Raw genomic sequence first — 16643 nt, 5'->3', positions numbered from 1 at the left:
TGTTAGACTGAGTAACGACTCATCAGCCCCTCCTGCCCACCGAGGTGCCCCTGCGTGACCGTCGACCGCCTGAACGCGTTCCTGCTCGAGTTCTCCGCGATCCTCCTGGTCGCGGTGGTCGCCGTGCGCATCTCCACCCGCTCCGGGCTGCCCAGCCTGCTGATCTACCTGGGCATCGGCGTCGCCCTCGGCCACAACGGCCTCGGCCTGGTCTTCGACAACGTCGCCCTCGCCCAGGTCCTGGGCTACGCGGCGCTGGTGGTCATCCTGGCGGAGGGCGGCCTGAAGACCAGCTGGCGGGCGATCAGACCGGTGATGCCCGCCGCCACCGTCCTGGCCACGTTCGGCGTGGCCGTCAGCGTCTTCGTGACCGCCGCCGGCGCCCACTGGCTGATCGGCCTGGACTGGCGCACCGCCCTGCTGCTCGGCGCGATCGTCTCCTCCACCGACGCCGCCGCGGTCTTCTCGGTGCTGCGGATGGTGCCGCTGCCGCGCCGGCTCACCGGCCTGCTGGAGGCGGAGTCCGGTCTGAACGACGCGCCGGTGGTCATCCTGGTCGTCGCCTTCGCCACCGCAGGCCCGGCCGACCCCTGGTACGTGCTGGTCGGCACCATCATCGGCGAGCTCGCCGTCGGCGCCGCGGTCGGCTACGCGGTCGGCCGGCTCGGCGCCTTCGGCATCAAGCACGTCGCCCTGCCGTCCTCGGGCCTCTACCCCATCGCCGTGATGGCACTGACCGTGCTGGCCTACGCGGGGGGCTCGCTGCTGCACGGCTCCGGCTTCCTCGCCGTCTACACCGCAGCGGTGATCCTCGGGAACTCCAAGCTCCCGCACGGCCCAGCCGTCCGCGGTTTCGCGGACGGTCTCGCATGGATCGGGCAGATCGGCATGTTCGTCCTGCTCGGCCTGCTGGTGACCCCCAGCGAGATGGGCTCGGCGCTCGCCCCGGCCCTGGTCAGCGGTGCGGTCCTGGTCTTCCTCGCCCGCCCGGCCTCCGTCCTGCTCTCGCTCACGCCCTTCCGGCTGCCCTGGCGGGAGCAGGCGCTGCTCAGCTGGGCCGGCCTGCGCGGCGCGGTGCCCATCGTGCTCGCCACCATCCCGATGGTGGCGGCCGCGCCCCGGGCGCAGGAGGTCTTCAACATCGTCTTCGTGCTGGTCGTGGTGTTCACCCTGGTCCAGGGGCCGACCCTGCCGATGGTGGCCCGCGGGCTGAGGATCGGCGAGGGCGACCTCGGCCAGGACCTCGGCATCGAGTCCGCGCCGCTGGAGAAGCTGCACGGACACCTGCTGTCGGTCTCGCTCTCGCCCGAGTCGAAGATGTCCGGCGTCGAGATCGGCGAGCTGCGGCTGCCCAAGGGCGCGGCGGTCACCCTGGTCGTCCGGGAGGGCAGCAGCTTCGTGCCCGAGCGCACCACCATCCTGCGGGCCGGCGACGAGCTGCTGGTGGTCACCACCGAGGAGGTCGGCGAGGCCGCCGAGCGCCGGCTGCGCGCGGTGGACCAGGGCGGCAAACTCGCGGGCTGGCTGCGCGGACGGTGAGCCCGGGGCTCACCACCGGCGCGCGGGGTGTGAGATGCCTTGCATCGCAAGCCTGCACAGGCCCCGCTGCCATATAATCGATCGATACGGAAGATCTACACCTAGAAAACCCGCAACATCTGCCTGATGCAGAGTTGGCGCGACCGCTCGGCGGCCGCGGTCCGCAGCACACAGCCTGACGTCGGCGAGCGCACACCCCGCAGCCGGCCGGACCCGGTATCTACCCCGGTCGACGCGCGAGAGGACGACTCTCGGCGCCGTCGGGGCCCACCCGTTCCCCGGCGCGCTACCAGGCAGCAGGAAGGACCGACCGTGACGGCCCGCCGAACGGTCGAAGACCCCCTGTCCCCCGGCACGCCCGCGCCCGCCGCGCCCGCCCGGGTCGGATACGCGGCACTGCTCCGCACCCCCGGCGCCTGGACTTTCCTGGCCCCCGCCTTCGCCGCCCGACTGCCGTACGCCATGCTCAGCCTGGGCATCGTGCTGCTCGTCCTGGACACCCACGGCTCGTACGGCACGGCCGGTGCCGTGGCGGCCGTCTCCGCCGTCGCCCAGGCCGTGATCGGCCCGCAGACCGGCCGGCTCGCCGACCGCTACGGCCAGGCCGCCGTGCTGCTGCCCAGCGTCGCGGTGCACGCCCTGTCGGTGGGCGCACTGATCGCCCTGGCCCTCGGCCACGCCCCGGCGTGGGCGCTGTTCGCGGCCGCCGCCCCGGCCGGTGCCTCGGTGCCGCAGATCGGCGCCATGGTCCGGGCCCGCTGGGTCGCCCGGCTGTCGGACTCCCCGGCCACCCTGAACACGGCCTTCGCCTTCGAGTCGGTCACCGACGAGTTCACCTTCGTGGTCGGCCCGGTGCTGGCCACCGCCATCGCCACCACCGTCACCCCGTCCGCCGCGCTGATCGCCGAGGCGGCGCTGACCGTCGCCGGCGGCCTGGCCTTCGCCGCCCAGCGCGGCACCGCCCCGGCCCGCCACCCGCGCACCGCCGGCGGCCGCGGCCCGTCCGCGCTGTCCTCCCCCGGTGTCCGGCTGCTGGCCGCCTCGTTCCTCGGGGTCGGCAGCGTCTTCGGCGCCATGCAGGTCTCGGTGACCGCCTTCGCCGAGTCGGTCGGCCGCGGCGGCGCCAACGGCACCGTGTACGGCATCTTCGCCGGCGGCTCGATGCTCGCCGGCGTGCTGTACGGCCTGGTCGCCTGGCGCCGGCCCGCCCGGCAGCGGATGCTCGGCTGCTACGCCCTGCTGGTCCTCGGCTGCTCGACGCTGTGGGCCATGCCCAACCTGACCGCGCTGGCCGTGGCCGGCCTCTTCTGCGGCCTCGCCATCGCGCCCACCCTGATCACCGGCTACACCCTGGTCGAGACGCTCGTCGCGGACGGCGCCAAGACCGAGGCGTTCACCTGGCTCACCGGCGCCATCGGGCTCGGCCTCGCGGCCGGCTCGACCGTCGCCGGACTGCTGATCGACGCGGGCGGGCCCTCCACGGGCTTCCTGGTGCCGGTGGTCGGCGCGGGCCTCGGCCTGATCGCCCTGGTCGCGCTGCGCGGGCTGCTGGTCGCACCCGCGGAGGCCGTCGGCGGGGAGCCGCGGTCCGCGGTCGCCGCCGCCTTCGAACCGGCCGCGGCGGGCGGTGCCGGCGGTGCGGGCACGCGGGAACTGGTCGGCGCCGGGCGGGCCTGACGGCAGGCCGGCGGCGGCGCGGCCGGGCGGCCCGGTCCATCTCACACCCGGCATCGCTGGACTGTTCCAGCGGAATGCCGCATCATGGACGATCGTTAGCACTCATCAGGCGAGAGTGCCAGGAGGAAGCAAGTGCCCACGTACCAGTACCAGTGCACCGAGTGCGGCAACGGCCTGGAGGCGGTGCAGAAGTTCACCGACGAGGCGCTGACCACGTGCCCCGACTGCCAGGGGAAGCTCCGCAAGGTCTTCTCGGCCGTGGGCGTCGTGTTCAAGGGCTCGGGCTTCTACCGCACCGACAGCCGCTCCTCCTCCAGCAGCTCGGTGGGCTCGGGGTCGTCCTCGGCCTCGTCCGGCTCCTCGACGTCCTCCGCGCCGGCCGCCGCGTCCTCCGGGTCGACGGCGTCGGCTCCGGCCGCGAGCTGAGCCTTCGGCCACGGCGCACGGCAGAGCCCGGTACCACCGCCCCTCGGGGCAGGCGGCACCGGGCTCTCCGCATGTCCGGGCCCGGGTGCGGCCCGTCCTGCCGCTGTCCGGTGCAGTCCGTCCCGCCGCTGTTCCGTCGCTGTTCCGTCGGGTGGGACATTCCGCCGTCCGGGTGGCGGAGTTTTCCACAGGCCCGGGTTTTCCACAGGAATGGGCTGGGGAATTCCGGGGCCGTTGTGCCCGCCGCATTCTGGTTCCCGCGGGCCCGGCCGGGTCCGTACAGGACCGACCGAAGGCGGATGACCGCTGTGACCACCCACCCGGCTTCCCCGCTCCCGCTCCCCTTCGCCGTACCGCCCCGCCGGGAGGTGCCGGACTTCCCGCCCATCCGGCGCGGCTCCGGCGGGCGCCACCGGCTGCAGCAGGCCGTGCGGCACCGCCCGAGCGTGCTCGCGGCCGGGCTGCTCGCCGCGGCCACCGCGCTCGCCGCCGGGCCGCTGCGGCCCGGCCCGCACGCCCCGGCCGCCGCAGCGACGACCGCCGCCGAGCCGGCCTCCGCGCCCCGCTGTACCGGCACCGCCCCTCCGGTGGACTGAACCGACGGCGCCCCGGGCCCACCGGCGTGCCGAATTCCGACGCCGCCCGCACGCTGTGGTGTCGTTGCGGAACGAAGGGCTTCAGGGAATTCCTGTTCCGCTGAAACGTCGTCGATCTCGCGGTCGCCGTCGTGATCGGCGCGGCATTCACGAACATCATCAATGCGTTCGTGAAGGGCGGCATCAATCCGATCGTCGGCCTGTTCGGCACCAAGGACCTCGCGTCCTACCGGTCCTGCCTCAAGGGCCCCTGCCGACTGGCGCCCGACGGCACGGTCTCGTCCGGCATCTTCATCCTGTGGGGCGAGGTGCTCAGCGCCGTCGTGCAGTTCGTGATCACCGCCGCGGTGGTCTACTTCGTCTTCATCCTGCCGATGCTGCACCTCATGGCGAAGCGGAAGACCAGGGAGGAGGAGGTCCTGGAGGCGGAGGCGAAGGAGGTCGTCCTGCTGACCGAGATCCGCGACACCCTGGTGCAGCGCAGCTGACCGGCCCACGGGTCCGGCGGGCGGGCCCCGCCCGGGCAGTGGTGCTCCGGGCCGCGGCGCAGCCGACCGCTACTCGCCGTGGTGCGGCGGCCGCTGGCTCAGGTACCAGTCGAGCCCGCGGGACGCGCCGCCCTCGCCGGGGCGCTCACCCCAGCCGCGGTCGGTGTCGTCGCTGCTCTGCCGGTCCAGCGGGTCGCCGAACACCAGCTTCGGGGCCGGCTTCGCGGGCCGGGCCGCCGCGCTCCCGCCGGTGACCGCGTCCTTGCCGGGACGCCTGTCCCGGTCGGTGCCCCGCTCGTCGCCGCCGCCGTCCTGCTCGCCCATCGTCCCGCCTCCAGCTCTCTCGCCCACCAGCCTAGGGCGTGTCCCACGGCGGGCCGGACACCGCACGGCCCCGGTCCCGGGCAGTGCCCGGACCGGGGCCCGAGGAGTCGGCGCCCCCGGTGCCGACCGGTCAGGCCGCTTCGAACCCGGCGTGGTCGGCGATCTTCTTCAGCTCGGCCAGTGCGTGCTTCTCGATCTGGCGGATGCGCTCGCGGGTCAGCCCGTGCTGCTTGCCGACCTCGGTGAGCGTCCGCTCGCGGCCGTCCTCCATGCCGTAGCGGGAGCGGATGATCGAGGCCGTGCGGTCGTCGAGCCGCCCGATCAGGTCGTCGAGCTCCTCGCGGCGGAGCATCACCATGACGGCGTCCTCCGGGGAGACCGCGCCGGTGTCCTCCACCAGGTCGCCGAACTGCGTCTCGCCCTCGTCGTCGACCGACATGTTGAGGCTGACCGGGTCGCGCGCCCAGTCCAGCACGTCCTTGATCCGCTCCTCCGTGGTGTCCAGCTCGGCCGCGATCTCGGCCGGGTCGGCCTCACGGCCCAGCTCCTTGGACTTCTCGCGCTGCACCCGCCGGATGCGCCCGAGCTCCTCCACCAGGTGGACGGGCAGCCGGATGGTGCGCGACTGGTCGGCGATCGACCGAGTGATCGCCTGCCTGATCCACCACGTCGCGTACGTGGAGAACTTGAAGCCCTTGGCGTAGTCGAACTTCTCGACCGCCCGGACGAGGCCCGCATTGCCCTCCTGGATGAGGTCCAGCAGGGGCAGGCCGCTGCGCGGGTACCGGCGGGCCACCGCGACCACCAACCGGAGGTTGGACCTGATGAACACGTCCTTGGCGCGCTCCGCGTCCTCGGCTATCGCCTCCAGCTCCTCGCGCGTCACACCCTCGGGCAGGGCGCCCTCGTCCAGCAGGTGCTGGGCGTACACACCGGCCTCGATGCGCAGGGAGAGCTGGACCTCCTCGGCGGCGTCGAGCAGCGGCGTCCTGGCGATCTCGTCGAGGTACATGCCGACGAGGTCGCGGTCGGCCTCAAGGTTGGTCGGCCGGGCCGAGCGAGTCCGGTCGGCCCTGTCGCGAACGACGGCACGAGTGGCCATGCTTGCTCCCTTGCTGGATTGCCGGGTCTGGCGGCGACGCCCGCGCGGGGCTGCGCTGCTCATACAAGTGCGGGCCTCCTGGAGGCTCACACGTAACGATCCAACGCACAGAAATGGGACAACATTCCCAACTCACTCAGATTTTCGCGCCTCATGCAGTATCCTGTCGAATTTCACCCCGATTGTTGACGCTCCGTCACCGCACGCGCACCCGGCGCAATCGCCCGGCCTCCGCCCCGGCGCTCCCCGCAACGACCCGGCGGCATCAGGTCCAACGTCGGCAGGTGTGCCGACTCTTCCAACGAACGACACCGCCCGATCGCACCTTCTCCGCACAAAAGATGCCGAATCGCTATCCCGTCGGGTCCGCTCCGCACACCGGCGCTGGGAAGGTGACAGCCATGCACCCGTCCGCGCTTCCCGCCGTTCACCGGCCCGTCGCCCGACACGCCCTGTGGGCGCTCGGTGGCACGCTGCTGTTCGGCCTGCTGCTGGGGCTGGTGGCGAGCGGCTGGGCCCCGCTGGCACGACTGGACCAGCACTGGGTCGCGGCACTGCAGGGCTACGCCCGTCGGCACACCGCGTGGACGGCCTCGATGCAGACGCTCAGCGACATCGCCGGCACGGCGACCATGCGCGTGGTGCTGCTCGGTGCGGCGGTCTGGCTGTGGGCCATCAGGGCGCGCGTCCTCGCCGCCTGGGCCGCGGCGCAGGCGCTGCTCGGCTGGGCCGCGGCGGTGGGCCTCCAGGCGGCAATCGGCCGGGCCCGCCCGCACTTCGCGGACGCGGTGTCGCACGCCGAGGGCCCGGCCTTCCCCTCCGGGCACGCCACCGCCTCGGCGCTCACCTGCGCAGCGCTGGTGGCGCTGGCCTGGCCGCTGACCGGGCGGGCGGGCCGGATCTGGGCCTGCGGCGCGGCGGCGGTCACGGTGCTCGCGGTCGGCTGGAGCCGGATCGCGCTCGGCGTGCACTGGCCGAGCGACGTCCTCGGCGGATGGCTGGCGGCGGCCGCGCTGCTGGGCTGGGTGACGGTCGCGGTGGAACTCTGGCGTCCGGGCGCCCTGGCGCGGGACTTCCGCCGGGTGGACCGGCACACCGGGCCGCGCGTGCAGCGCGTCCTCGTCCGCGGCACGGCGCCGGACTCCACCGAGGAGGGCGCCGACGAGGACGGCTCGGGCGAGGAGGAGGCCGACGACTCCGGCGGGGGCTCCGGCAGTGACCCGGACAGGGGCTCCGACGTGGACGGCGACGGGAGCCCGCGGGCCGGCCGGGCCGACCGGACCCGGACGGCTCCGGGGCCCGGCGCGGTGGACGTGTCCCGTGTCCACCACCGCCACAGCTGACATGCAGTGAGAAAGGTCACACGATCGGGCGGCGGCCCGGCGGTGGAGGGACACGGATGACAACCGATCACCCCGAACGGCCCGCCACCTGTAGCGACATAACCGGACATAGCGTCGCAATCCACCACCCTTCGCGCCATCGCCACCTCCGGAGCCCCGATATCCTCCGTGGACGCAGGGCTGCCGCCCGGGGCACCGGACTCCCCAGGGAGTGCCGCGGTTTGGCAGACTGCTCCGGCTGGGTGCACCTGTGCGGAAGCCCCACAGCCCCACCGCCCAGGCACCGAGTGACGGGGGTCCGATGACCATGCACACCACGGGTGAGTCCCCCGACTCGTACGCGTACCCGGACCCGCCGACCATGGCGCTGCGTCCGATCCCGCCGCAGCAGCCGGAGGCCGGCCACGCCGGCGCCGCCGCGCAGCCCGGCGTCCCGCCCCAGCCCTCCGTCCCCGCCCAGCCCGGCGCCCCGGTCCACCCGGGCGTGCCGCAGCAGCCGGCCCAGCCCCCGCAGGCACCCGCCACCGTGCCGTCGCAGCGCCAGGGCGAGGCCCCGGCCGCTCCGGCGCCCTCGGCCGGCCGCAGCGGGCTGATCATGGCGATCGGCACGCTCTCCTCGCGCGCCCTCGGCTTCGTCCGCAGCGCCATGATCGTCGCCGCGCTCGGCGCCGCCGGACTCGGCGACTCCTTCAACGTCGCCAACTCGCTGCCCAACGTCGTCTACATGATGCTCATGGGCGGCGTGCTGGCCTCGGTCTTCGTCCCCGAACTGGTGCACGCCGCGCAGACCCACGAGGACGGCGGCGTCGCCTACACCGACCGGCTGCTGACCCTGTGCGGCGTCATCCTGGTCGTGCTGACCGTCGGCGCCTGGATCCTCGCGCCGACCATCGTCGACATCTACTCGAACTTCGACGGCGCACAGCGCGACCTGACCATCGCCTTCGCCCGGTACTGCCTGCCCCAGATCTTCTTCTACGGCGTCTTCACCCTGCTCGGCCAGGTGCTCAACTCGCGCGACAGGTTCGGCGCGATGATGTGGACGCCGGTGCTGAACAACGTCGTGGCGATCGCGGTCTTCGGCATCTACATCCTGGTCGGCAACGGCGCGGAGAAGGCCGAACAGATGACCGCCGGCCAGACCATGCTGCTCGGCCTCGGCAGCACGCTCGGCATCGTCGTCCAGGCCGTCGGCCTGCTGCCCTCGCTGCGCTCCTCCGGTTTCCGCTGGACGCCGCGGTTCGACTGGCGCGGCGCCGGCCTCACCAAGCCGATCCGCGCCGCGACGTGGGCGCTGCTGCTCGTCGTGGTCACCCAGCTCTCGTTCGCCGTGATCAGCCGGCTGAGCACCGGTGCCGGCGTCCGCGCCGAGGACGCCGGGCTGACGATGGGCCTCGGCAACTTCGCGTACACCAACGCCTACCAGCTCTTCGTCGTCCCGCAGGGCGTCATCACCATCTCGCTGGTGACCGCGCTGCTGCCCGGCATGTCCCGCGCCGCCACCCGCGGCGATCTGACCAAGATCGGCTCCGACCTGGCCGGCATGCTGCGCTCCTCCGCCGCGATGATCGTCACCGCCACGGTGCTGTTCATCGCGCTGGCCCCGCAGATCGCCGCGATCGCCTACGAGCACGGCAAGGTCACCCCGGCCAGCTCCTGGGTCATCGCCCAGGCGCTGATCGCCTTCGCGATCGGCCTGCCCGCCTTCTGCGCCCAGTACGCCCTGGCCCGCGGCTTCTACGCGATGGGCGACGCCAAGACGCCGTTCTGGCTGACCGTCGTCTCCACGACGGTCAACTCCGGGCTGTCCGCCGTCGCCTACTGGCTGCTGGACCCGCGCTGGATCATCATCGGCATGGCCCTCGCCCAGAGCATCGCCTGCCTGGTCGGCGTCGGCATCACCGGCTGGGCCCTCAGCCGACGGCTGCGCAAGCCCGTGCCGCAGGCCGCGGCGCCGGCGGCTCCGGCCGGGCCGGACGCGACCATGGTGCTCGGCCTGCGCCGCGGCAAGCAGCGCAGCGGGCTCGACGGCGGTTCGGTCATCGCCCTGCACCTGGCCATCACGGCGGCCTGCCTGCCGGGCGCGGCGGCCGCGGTGTGGATCGCGGGCCGGATCACCGACGCCGTCGGTGGCGGCCTGGTCGGCAACACGGTGGGCCTGGCAGCGGGCTCGCTGGCCGTCCTGCTCTCGCTGTTCGCCCTGGCCCGCCCGTTCGGTGCAGGCGCCGCAGTGGCCCCGCTCGCCCGCAAGCTCCGCATCCCCTACCCGGAGCCGGCCCCCGCCACGGGCAACGGCAAGCACCGCCGCTAGGAATCGCCAACGGCTCCGGGCGCAGGCCGACCGCAACTCCCCTCCGGCCTGCGGTACTTCAGTGCGCCCACGGGGCCGCTCGGGCAGCGCGGACCCCGGTGGATGGTGGGCGTCCGACCGAGTGCTACGTTCGCGTCGCCCTCCGTGCGACAGGCGCACCGGCCGCACCCCGGCCGAGTGCCCCCGCGGCGGGCTCCACATGGGTCCGGCCCCCACGGCCGGTCGGGTACGGAAGGTCCGCAGACTCCGTTGACTGCAGAACACAGAGCCGAGCGCGGCCCCGCCGGGGCCGCGCACCGCCGCAAGCACAAGCTGCGAATACCGCTGGCGATCACCGCGGCGGTCGCCGCCTCCGCCACCGGTTTCGCGCTCTTCGCAGGGGCCGACACGACGCCCGCCGCAGCGACTCCCGGTGCGGACGCACTGCAGCGCCAGTTCGCCGCCGCCGCGTCCGAGTTCAAGGTGCCGGAGAGCATCCTGCTGGCGCTCTCCTACCAGCAGAGCCGCTGGGAGTCGCACCACGGCGAGCCGAGCACCACCGGCAACTACAACGTGATGGGTCTGACCCAGGTCGACCCGGCGGCGGTCGCCAAGGCCATCGACGCCGGTCCCGGCCCCGAGGTGGACGGCCGCGGCGACGACGCCCCCGTCCGCAAGGACGCGCCTCCGGTGCAGGTCGAGGACGGCCCGGAGCTGCACACGCTGGACAAGGCCGCCAAGCTGATCGACAAGCCGGCGGACAAGCTGAAGACCGACCCGGCGCAGAGCATCCGCGGTGCCGCTGCCCTGCTGGTGAAGTACCAGAAGGAGGCCGGCAAGCCGCTGTCGAACGACCCGGCCGCCTGGTTCACCGCGGTGTCCCGGTTCAGCGAGTCCCCGGCCGGGGAGGGCGGCGACGACTTCGCCGACCGCGTGCTCGGCACCGTCCGCGCCGGTGCGAGCCGCGTGACCGCCGACGGCCAGCTGGTGACGCTCGCCGCGGCCCCGGCCGTCACCGCGGGCGACTCGGCGGCGCTGCGGCTGAGCTCCGCCGACAAGCAGACCTCCGTCCCGGTCGCTCCCCCGGTGCCGAAGCGCCCCTCGGGCAAGCCGGCCAAGCCGGGCAAGACCACCACGAAGGGCACCAAGACCGGGGCCGGCACGTCGGGCACCGCGTCCCGCGCCGCCACCACGGGTGCGCGCACCGCCCTGCAGGCGTCGTACAGCGGCGTGCAGACCTCGGGCGTGCCGGCCACCGGCGCGCTGACCGCCGACGCTCCCGGCCCGGTCGAGTGCCCCACCGGCCTCGGCTGCGACTTCAGGGCCGCCGCGTACGCGCCGAGGACCGCGACCTCCGGTCCGGACGACTACGGCAACTACACGATCGCGAACCGGCCGGCCGACGGCCAGCGGATCGACTACATCGTCATCCACGACACCGAGGGCGGCTTCGACAGCTCCGTCCGGCTGTTCCAGAACCCGGCCGCCCAGGCCAGCGCGCACTACATCGTGCGGTCCTCCGACGGCCACGTCTCCCAGCTGGTGAACACCAAGAACGTCGCGTGGCAGGCCGGCAACAAGACCGTCAACATGCACAGCATCGGCATCGAGCACGAGGGCTACGCCTTCCCGGCGAACAACGCGACCTGGTACTCGGAGCAGCTGTACCAGTCCTCCGCCTCGCTGACCCGCTACCTGGCCGACCGCTTCGGCGTCCCGCTGGACCGCCAGCACATCATCGGCCACGACGACGTCCCCGGCCCGCGCCAGCAGGACATCGCCGGCATGCACTGGGACCCGGGCACGTTCTGGGACTGGAACCACTACATGGACCTGGTCGGCGCCCCGGTCCGGGCCAGCACCGGCGGTCCGATCCTGGTCGGCGGCAAGGTCACCATCGCCCCTGCCTTCGACTCCACCAACATGCCTCCGGTGGACAACACGGCCGCCCGCCCGGAGAACTTCGTCTACCTGCGCACCTCCCCGAGCGCGAGCGCCTCGCTGATCAGCGGCGGCACCACCCAGGCCGCCAACTGGAAGGCCAAGGCGGTCGCCGGGACGAGCTACGTGGTCGCGGACCAGCAGGGCGACTGGACGGCCATCTGGTACGGCAGCGTGAAGGGCTGGTTCTACAACCCGAACGGCCAGAGCGCCGCCGCCGACAACCGCACCGGCCAGACCGTGCTCGTCCCCAAGGCCGGCCGGGCCTCCATCCCGGTGTACGGGCGTTCCTACCCCGAGCGCGCCGCCTACCAGCCGTACCCGGCCATCGACGCGATCTACGACTCGGCCAACCTCGCGCCGGCCGCCTACACGGCGACGATCCCGGCCGGGCAGGCGTACGTCGCGGGCGGCGACCAGCCGGTGTACGGCGACTACTACTACGCGCAGAACATCAACGGTGACGCACCGAACGACCGCACCCTGGTCGTCGGCAACGACACCTACTACCCGATCCGGTACAACCACCGGCTCGCGTTCCTGAAGTCGACCGACGTGGACGCGGTCACCGCGGCCACCCCCGCGCCGAGCGGCTACGCCCCGGTGACGCCGACCCGCCTGCTCGACACCCGGTACGGCACCGGCGCCCCCAAGGCGAAGGTCGGCCCGGGCGGCACCGTCGGGCTCCAGGTCACCGGCGGCGCCACCGGCGTCCCGGCGAACGCCACCGCGGTGATCCTCAACGTGACGGCGGTCGCGCCGAGCGCCGGCAGCTTCGTCACGGTGTACCCGGACGGCCAGCCGCGGCCGGTCGCGTCCAACCTCAACTTCACCGCCGGGCAGACGATCCCCAACCTCGTGGTGGTGCCGGTCGTCAACGGCCGGGTGAACCTGTACAACCAGTACGGCAGCGTCGACCTGCTGGCCGACGTGGCCGGTTACTACGCTCCGGACGGCAGCGCGAAGCTCACCACGATGACGCCGACCCGCCTGCTCGACACCCGGTACGGCACCGGCGCCCCACAGGGCAAGGTCGGCCCGGCGGGCACGCTCACCCTGGACCTGGCCGGCGTCCCGGCGGACGCCACCGGTGTGGTGCTCAACGTGACGGCGACCGGCCCCACCGCCGACAGCTTCGTCACCGTGTACCCGCACGGCAGCACGCTGCCCGTGGTGTCCAACCTGAACTTCCGGGCCGGGCAGACGATCCCGAACCAGGTCATCGTGCCGATATCCGACGGCAAGGTGGACCTGTACAACAAGGCGGGCAGCGTCGACCTGATCGCCGACATCACCGGCTACTACTCGCCGGCCGGCACCGCGAAGTTCACCAGCGCCGGCCCGAGCCGCCTGCTGGACACCCGCTACGGGACGGGCACCCCCACCGGCAAGCCCACCCGCCTGGGCCCCGACGGCACGCTGACCCTCACGGTCTCCGGCCGCGCCGGCCTGCCGACCACCGGGGTGACCGCGGTCGTCCTGAACGTCACCGCCGTACAGCCGACGGCGGGCGGCTTCGTGACCGTCTTCCCGGCGGGCACCGAGCGCCCCGGCGTCTCCAACCTCAACTTCACCGCGGGCCAGGTGATCCCCAACCTGGTCGTCGTCCCGGTGAAGGACGGCAAGGTGTCGTTCTACAACCGGTACGGCAACGTCGACCTGGTCGCCGACATCACCGGCTACTACACCGGCTGACGCGGCGGACCGGACAGCACGAAGGCCGTGGCCCGGCCCCCACAGCAGGGGGCCGGGCCACGGCCTTTCGATCTGCCCGGTCAGTGGTCGTAGTAGCCGTTCACGTCGACGATCACGTCCACGTTCGCCCAGCTGCCGTTGAAGAACTCCACCTGGCCGGCGTCGTCGGTCGCCACCACCGCGGCGTTCGGGACGGTCTGGTCCTTGACCCAGTTCAGGTTGGAGACCACGGGCCGCGCGGTGCCGTTGGGGTAGGCGGTCAGGAAGCCCGCCGCCACCGTGTTGGTGACGGTGAGGTTCATCGAGACCGCGGTGCCGTGCTCGATCGCCCGCAGGTGCAGCGTCTGGTTGCCGCCGATGGGAGCGGCCGGCTGCCACTCGCCCACGCCGGAGGCGAACCAGGGCTTGCGGGTGTCGATCACCCGGCTGGGCGCCAGCGCGTGGAACATGTCGCCGCCGGAGGCCGTGTAGTAGCCGGCCAGGTCGGCGATCACCTCGGCCGTGCCACCGCCGCCGCCACTGAACAGCGAGACCTTCCCGTCCTTCACCGGCACGGTGACCAGGTTGGGAACGGTCTGGCCCGCCGTCCGGTTGAGGCTGGAGGCGGTCGGGCGCTCATCACCGTGCGGGTAGACCGTGAGGTAACCGCGGTCGGTGGGCTTGGTGACGGTGACGTTGAGCGTCACCGCGCGGACGTCGGCGGGAAGGCCGGGAACGGCCAGGTCCAGCGTCTGGTTGGCCGCCAGCGGCGCCTTCGGGGCACCCGTCGCGTAGCGGGTGTCCAGGATGCGGCTCGGGCTCTTCGGGGTGAAGCCGGCACCCACGGTGGAGAAGTAGCCGAACAGGTCGGCGACGACGTGCACGGTGCCGCCGCTGCCGTTGTAGAAGGCGGCCTTGCCGTCCCTGGCCTGAACGGTCACCAGGTTCGCGGCCGTCAGGCCTGGTGTCCAGTTGAGGCTGGAGGCAGTCGGGCGCTCGTCGCCGTGCGGGTAGACCGTCAGGAAGCCGCGGTCGGACGGCTCGGTGACGGTGACGTTCAGGGTCACCGCGGTGACGCCGTTCGCCGGGACGCCGTGCACGCCGGTGACCGGGAGCTCCACCGTGGCGCCGGGCGCGACGGCCGTCGTGGTGCCGACACCGACCGCCTTGCGGGTGTCGAGCAGCCGGACGGGGCCGGTCGGGGTGTACCGGGTGCCGAAGTTCACCAGCTCGCTCGCACCGCGGTCGCGGCGGCCCGAACCGGTGCCGGTGTCGGACACCCACGGGTCGTCGGCGGCGCGCGCGCCCCAGAGGTCGGTCTCCTGCAGGCCCGGTGCAGACTCGTCGGCCGAGTCGACGATCGGCGACTTCAGCTGGCCCGAGTCGCCCATCCAGCGCTGCACCTCCACCACGCCGATGAGGTCGTGGTCGCCCTGCCCGGAGGCCGCGGCGAACGCCTGCACGTCGTCGTGGACGGTGCCCTTCCAGTCGTAGGCGGGGCTGCCGTCCTGGGAGTCGAAGGCGTTGTACGCGACCTTGGTCCCCTCGGCGGCCTCGGCTGCCACCCGCAGGCCGACGTACTTGGACGCGTCGGCGCAGTTCGGGTTGGAGTGGTTGTCCACGTCGTTCGTCGACAGGACGTTGTTCTCGACGATCGCGCCGGTCGAGGCGCCGAGCAGTTGGAGAGCGTCCTGGCAGCGCGGCGAGAGCGTGTTGTTGACGATCACGGTGCCGGGGGCGCCGTCCACGGTGATGGCCGGATTGGCGCTCGAGTGGACGTAGTTGGTGGAGATCACGGTGCCCTTGGCGCCGGGCTCGACCGCAACCAGGCCGTTGAGGCCCGGAACGTAGTTGTGCACCAGCGTAACCCCGGTGGGGGCGCCGGCGATCCGGACGGCCGGGTTGCCCGGGATCGGGTTGCCGCTCAACGAACTCCCGGAGACGGCGATGTCGCCCCCGCCGTTCACCAGCACGGCACCGGCGCTGCCGGACAGATCCAGGTTCTCGAACCGGATGTGCTGGACGCCGGAGAGCGTGAAGGCGTGGGGCAGCTGCCCGAACGACTCGCCGATCCTCGTCCGCTGGTCGTAGTACGCGCCCACGCCCCCGGCCCCGACGAAGGTGATGGGAGCCTCGGCCGTACCCGACCGCGTCAGCGTGACGTGCTCCGGGTACTGGCCCTTGGCGATGCTCACGGTCTGGCCCGGCTGGACCTTCGCGGCGGCCGCGGCGACGGTGCAGAAGGGCTGGGCGGCGGTGCCCTGGCCCGCGTTCGAGCAGTGCGCGTCGGACGCGTTGTTGACGTAGAGGATGCCGGCAGCGGCCGCGGCACCCGTGACGCCGATTGCCGGGAGTCCGGCCGCGCCGATGATGGCGGCGCCCGTCAGGACGCCGAGTCGAGTTCTGATGATGCCCCCCATGGGCTCAAGAGAGAGTGGGGGCAAGCCCGGAGCGCTGGAACAGCTGCTCGAACGGACCGCGTGCGGATCATGCCACACCCCCCTGACGCCCCGCCACGAGGTATCGCACACACCATCCGCTCCCCGCACGGCCCCTCCGCCGACGAAGCACCGCCGGCCGCTCCTCCTGCTCGGTCCCTCGCGCACCGCCCGATCCGGCACGGCCGTGCCACGGACAGCACGAAGGGCCGGCACCCGAGGTTCGTCCTCGTGAGCCGGCCCTGCAGCAGAGCGTGCCCCAGGCAGGATTCGAACCTGCGACACCGGCTTTAGGAGAGCCGTGCTCTATCCCCTGAGCTACTGAGGCGGGGGCCTGCCGAAGTGCCTGCGCGGTGGCGGGCGGTGTTCGGCCGACGGCAGACAGACTAGCGGATCCGGCGCCGGGCGATCGTGTACGGGAAGCGGTGCCGGCTCGCGGAGCGCGGTGCTGCGGGGAAGGGGTGTGCCTGCGGCAGGAGCTGCGGCGGTGACGGGAGGCGCGTCCAGGTCGTTACCATCGGCACGGGCGACGATCCGTACGAGGGGCTCCCGGCCGCCGGCCCGGGCCCTGCGGCGGCGTTCGTCCCGGCCGAGGCCCGGTGTGTCCCCGGGCCGACCGTGCTGCCGCCGGGGCGCCGCGAGGTGCCGGCGGTGGCCGCGTCGGGCCAGAGCGGCCCGACGCCGATGCGAAAGGCTGTGCCGTGACTGCCGCTGAGGAGACCACCTTCGCCGATCTGGGCGAGGTGCTGGTGATCATCCCGACCTACAACGAGGCCGAGAACATCGAGCGGATCGTCTCGCGGGT

General features: G+C 73.0%; 10 protein-coding genes, 1 tRNA gene and 1 pseudogene. 8 read left to right on the top strand and 4 right to left on the bottom strand.

The genetic code is table 11. The features are described 5' to 3' along the window. Positions 1-54: 54 nt before the first annotated feature. From AB0M03_RS29820 to AB0M03_RS29800, 5 genes and pseudogenes are all read left to right on the top strand, one after another. Positions 55-1539, top strand: coding sequence for a potassium/proton antiporter (locus AB0M03_RS29820; RefSeq protein WP_363496794.1), 1485 nt, complete (start codon positions 55-57; stop codon positions 1537-1539). A gap of 342 nt (positions 1540-1881) precedes the next feature. After that, positions 1882-3216: an MFS transporter gene (locus tag AB0M03_RS29815; RefSeq protein WP_363496891.1), complete on the top strand. Its 1335-nt coding sequence runs from the start codon at positions 1882-1884 to the stop codon at positions 3214-3216. A 132-nt stretch (positions 3217-3348) separates the two neighbouring features. Next, a complete protein-coding gene (locus AB0M03_RS29810; protein ID WP_363496791.1) occupies positions 3349-3642 on the top strand; it encodes an FmdB family zinc ribbon protein in 294 nt (97 codons plus the stop codon). Positions 3643-3941: 299 nt separating this feature from the next. After that, on the top strand, positions 3942-4238 hold the full coding sequence (locus AB0M03_RS29805; RefSeq protein WP_363496789.1) for a hypothetical protein: 297 nt from the start codon (positions 3942-3944) through the stop codon (positions 4236-4238). 116 nt (positions 4239-4354) lie between these two features. After that, positions 4355-4726: pseudogene (locus AB0M03_RS29800) on the top strand (MscL family protein); the annotation flags it as partial. 69 nt (positions 4727-4795) lie between these two features. Here AB0M03_RS29800 and AB0M03_RS29795 read toward each other — a convergent pair. Together AB0M03_RS29795 and AB0M03_RS29790 are read right to left on the bottom strand one after the other, a co-directional pair. Continuing rightward, entirely contained in the window at positions 4796-5050 is a 255-nt protein-coding gene (locus tag AB0M03_RS29795) for a hypothetical protein (RefSeq protein WP_363496786.1), read from the bottom strand. 130 nt (positions 5051-5180) lie between these two features. After that, the gene (locus AB0M03_RS29790) at positions 5181-6062 is read right to left on the bottom strand and encodes a sigma-70 family RNA polymerase sigma factor (protein WP_363496888.1); all 882 of its coding nucleotides are present in this window, start codon (positions 6060-6062) and stop codon (positions 5181-5183) included. A gap of 491 nt (positions 6063-6553) precedes the next feature. Here AB0M03_RS29790 and AB0M03_RS29785 point away from each other — a divergent pair, with 491 nt between their 5' ends. The 3 genes from AB0M03_RS29785 to AB0M03_RS29775 all read left to right on the top strand — a co-directional run bounded on the left by AB0M03_RS29785 (position 6554) and on the right by AB0M03_RS29775 (position 13421). Then, entirely contained in the window at positions 6554-7495 is a 942-nt protein-coding gene (locus tag AB0M03_RS29785; RefSeq protein ID WP_363496783.1) for a phosphatase PAP2 family protein, read from the top strand. 301 nt (positions 7496-7796) lie between these two features. Continuing rightward, a complete protein-coding gene (gene murJ, locus AB0M03_RS29780; RefSeq protein ID WP_363496781.1) occupies positions 7797-9806 on the top strand; it encodes a murein biosynthesis integral membrane protein MurJ in 2010 nt (669 codons plus the stop codon). Positions 9807-10055: 249 nt separating this feature from the next. Continuing rightward, positions 10056-13421 (top strand): N-acetylmuramoyl-L-alanine amidase, encoded by a 3366-nt coding sequence (locus tag AB0M03_RS29775; protein WP_363496778.1) that lies wholly within the window; start codon positions 10056-10058, stop codon positions 13419-13421. An 80-nt stretch (positions 13422-13501) separates the two neighbouring features. Here AB0M03_RS29775 and AB0M03_RS29770 read toward each other — a convergent pair whose 3' ends face one another. Further along, positions 13502-15820 carry a right-handed parallel beta-helix repeat-containing protein gene (locus tag AB0M03_RS29770; protein ID WP_363496776.1) on the bottom strand — a complete coding sequence of 773 codons (2319 nt, stop codon included), beginning with the start codon at positions 15818-15820 and terminating at the stop codon, positions 13502-13504. 273 nt (positions 15821-16093) lie between these two features. Then, positions 16094-16166: transfer RNA gene (locus tag AB0M03_RS29765), tRNA-Arg, on the bottom strand. Positions 16167-16643: the final 477 nt, after the last annotated feature.

The sequence above is a fragment of the Kitasatospora sp. NPDC051914 genome, from assembly GCF_040680995.1.
GTDB lineage: Bacteria > Actinomycetota > Actinomycetes > Streptomycetales > Streptomycetaceae > Kitasatospora.
This window is presented reverse-complemented; position numbering and strand designations above follow the sequence as displayed.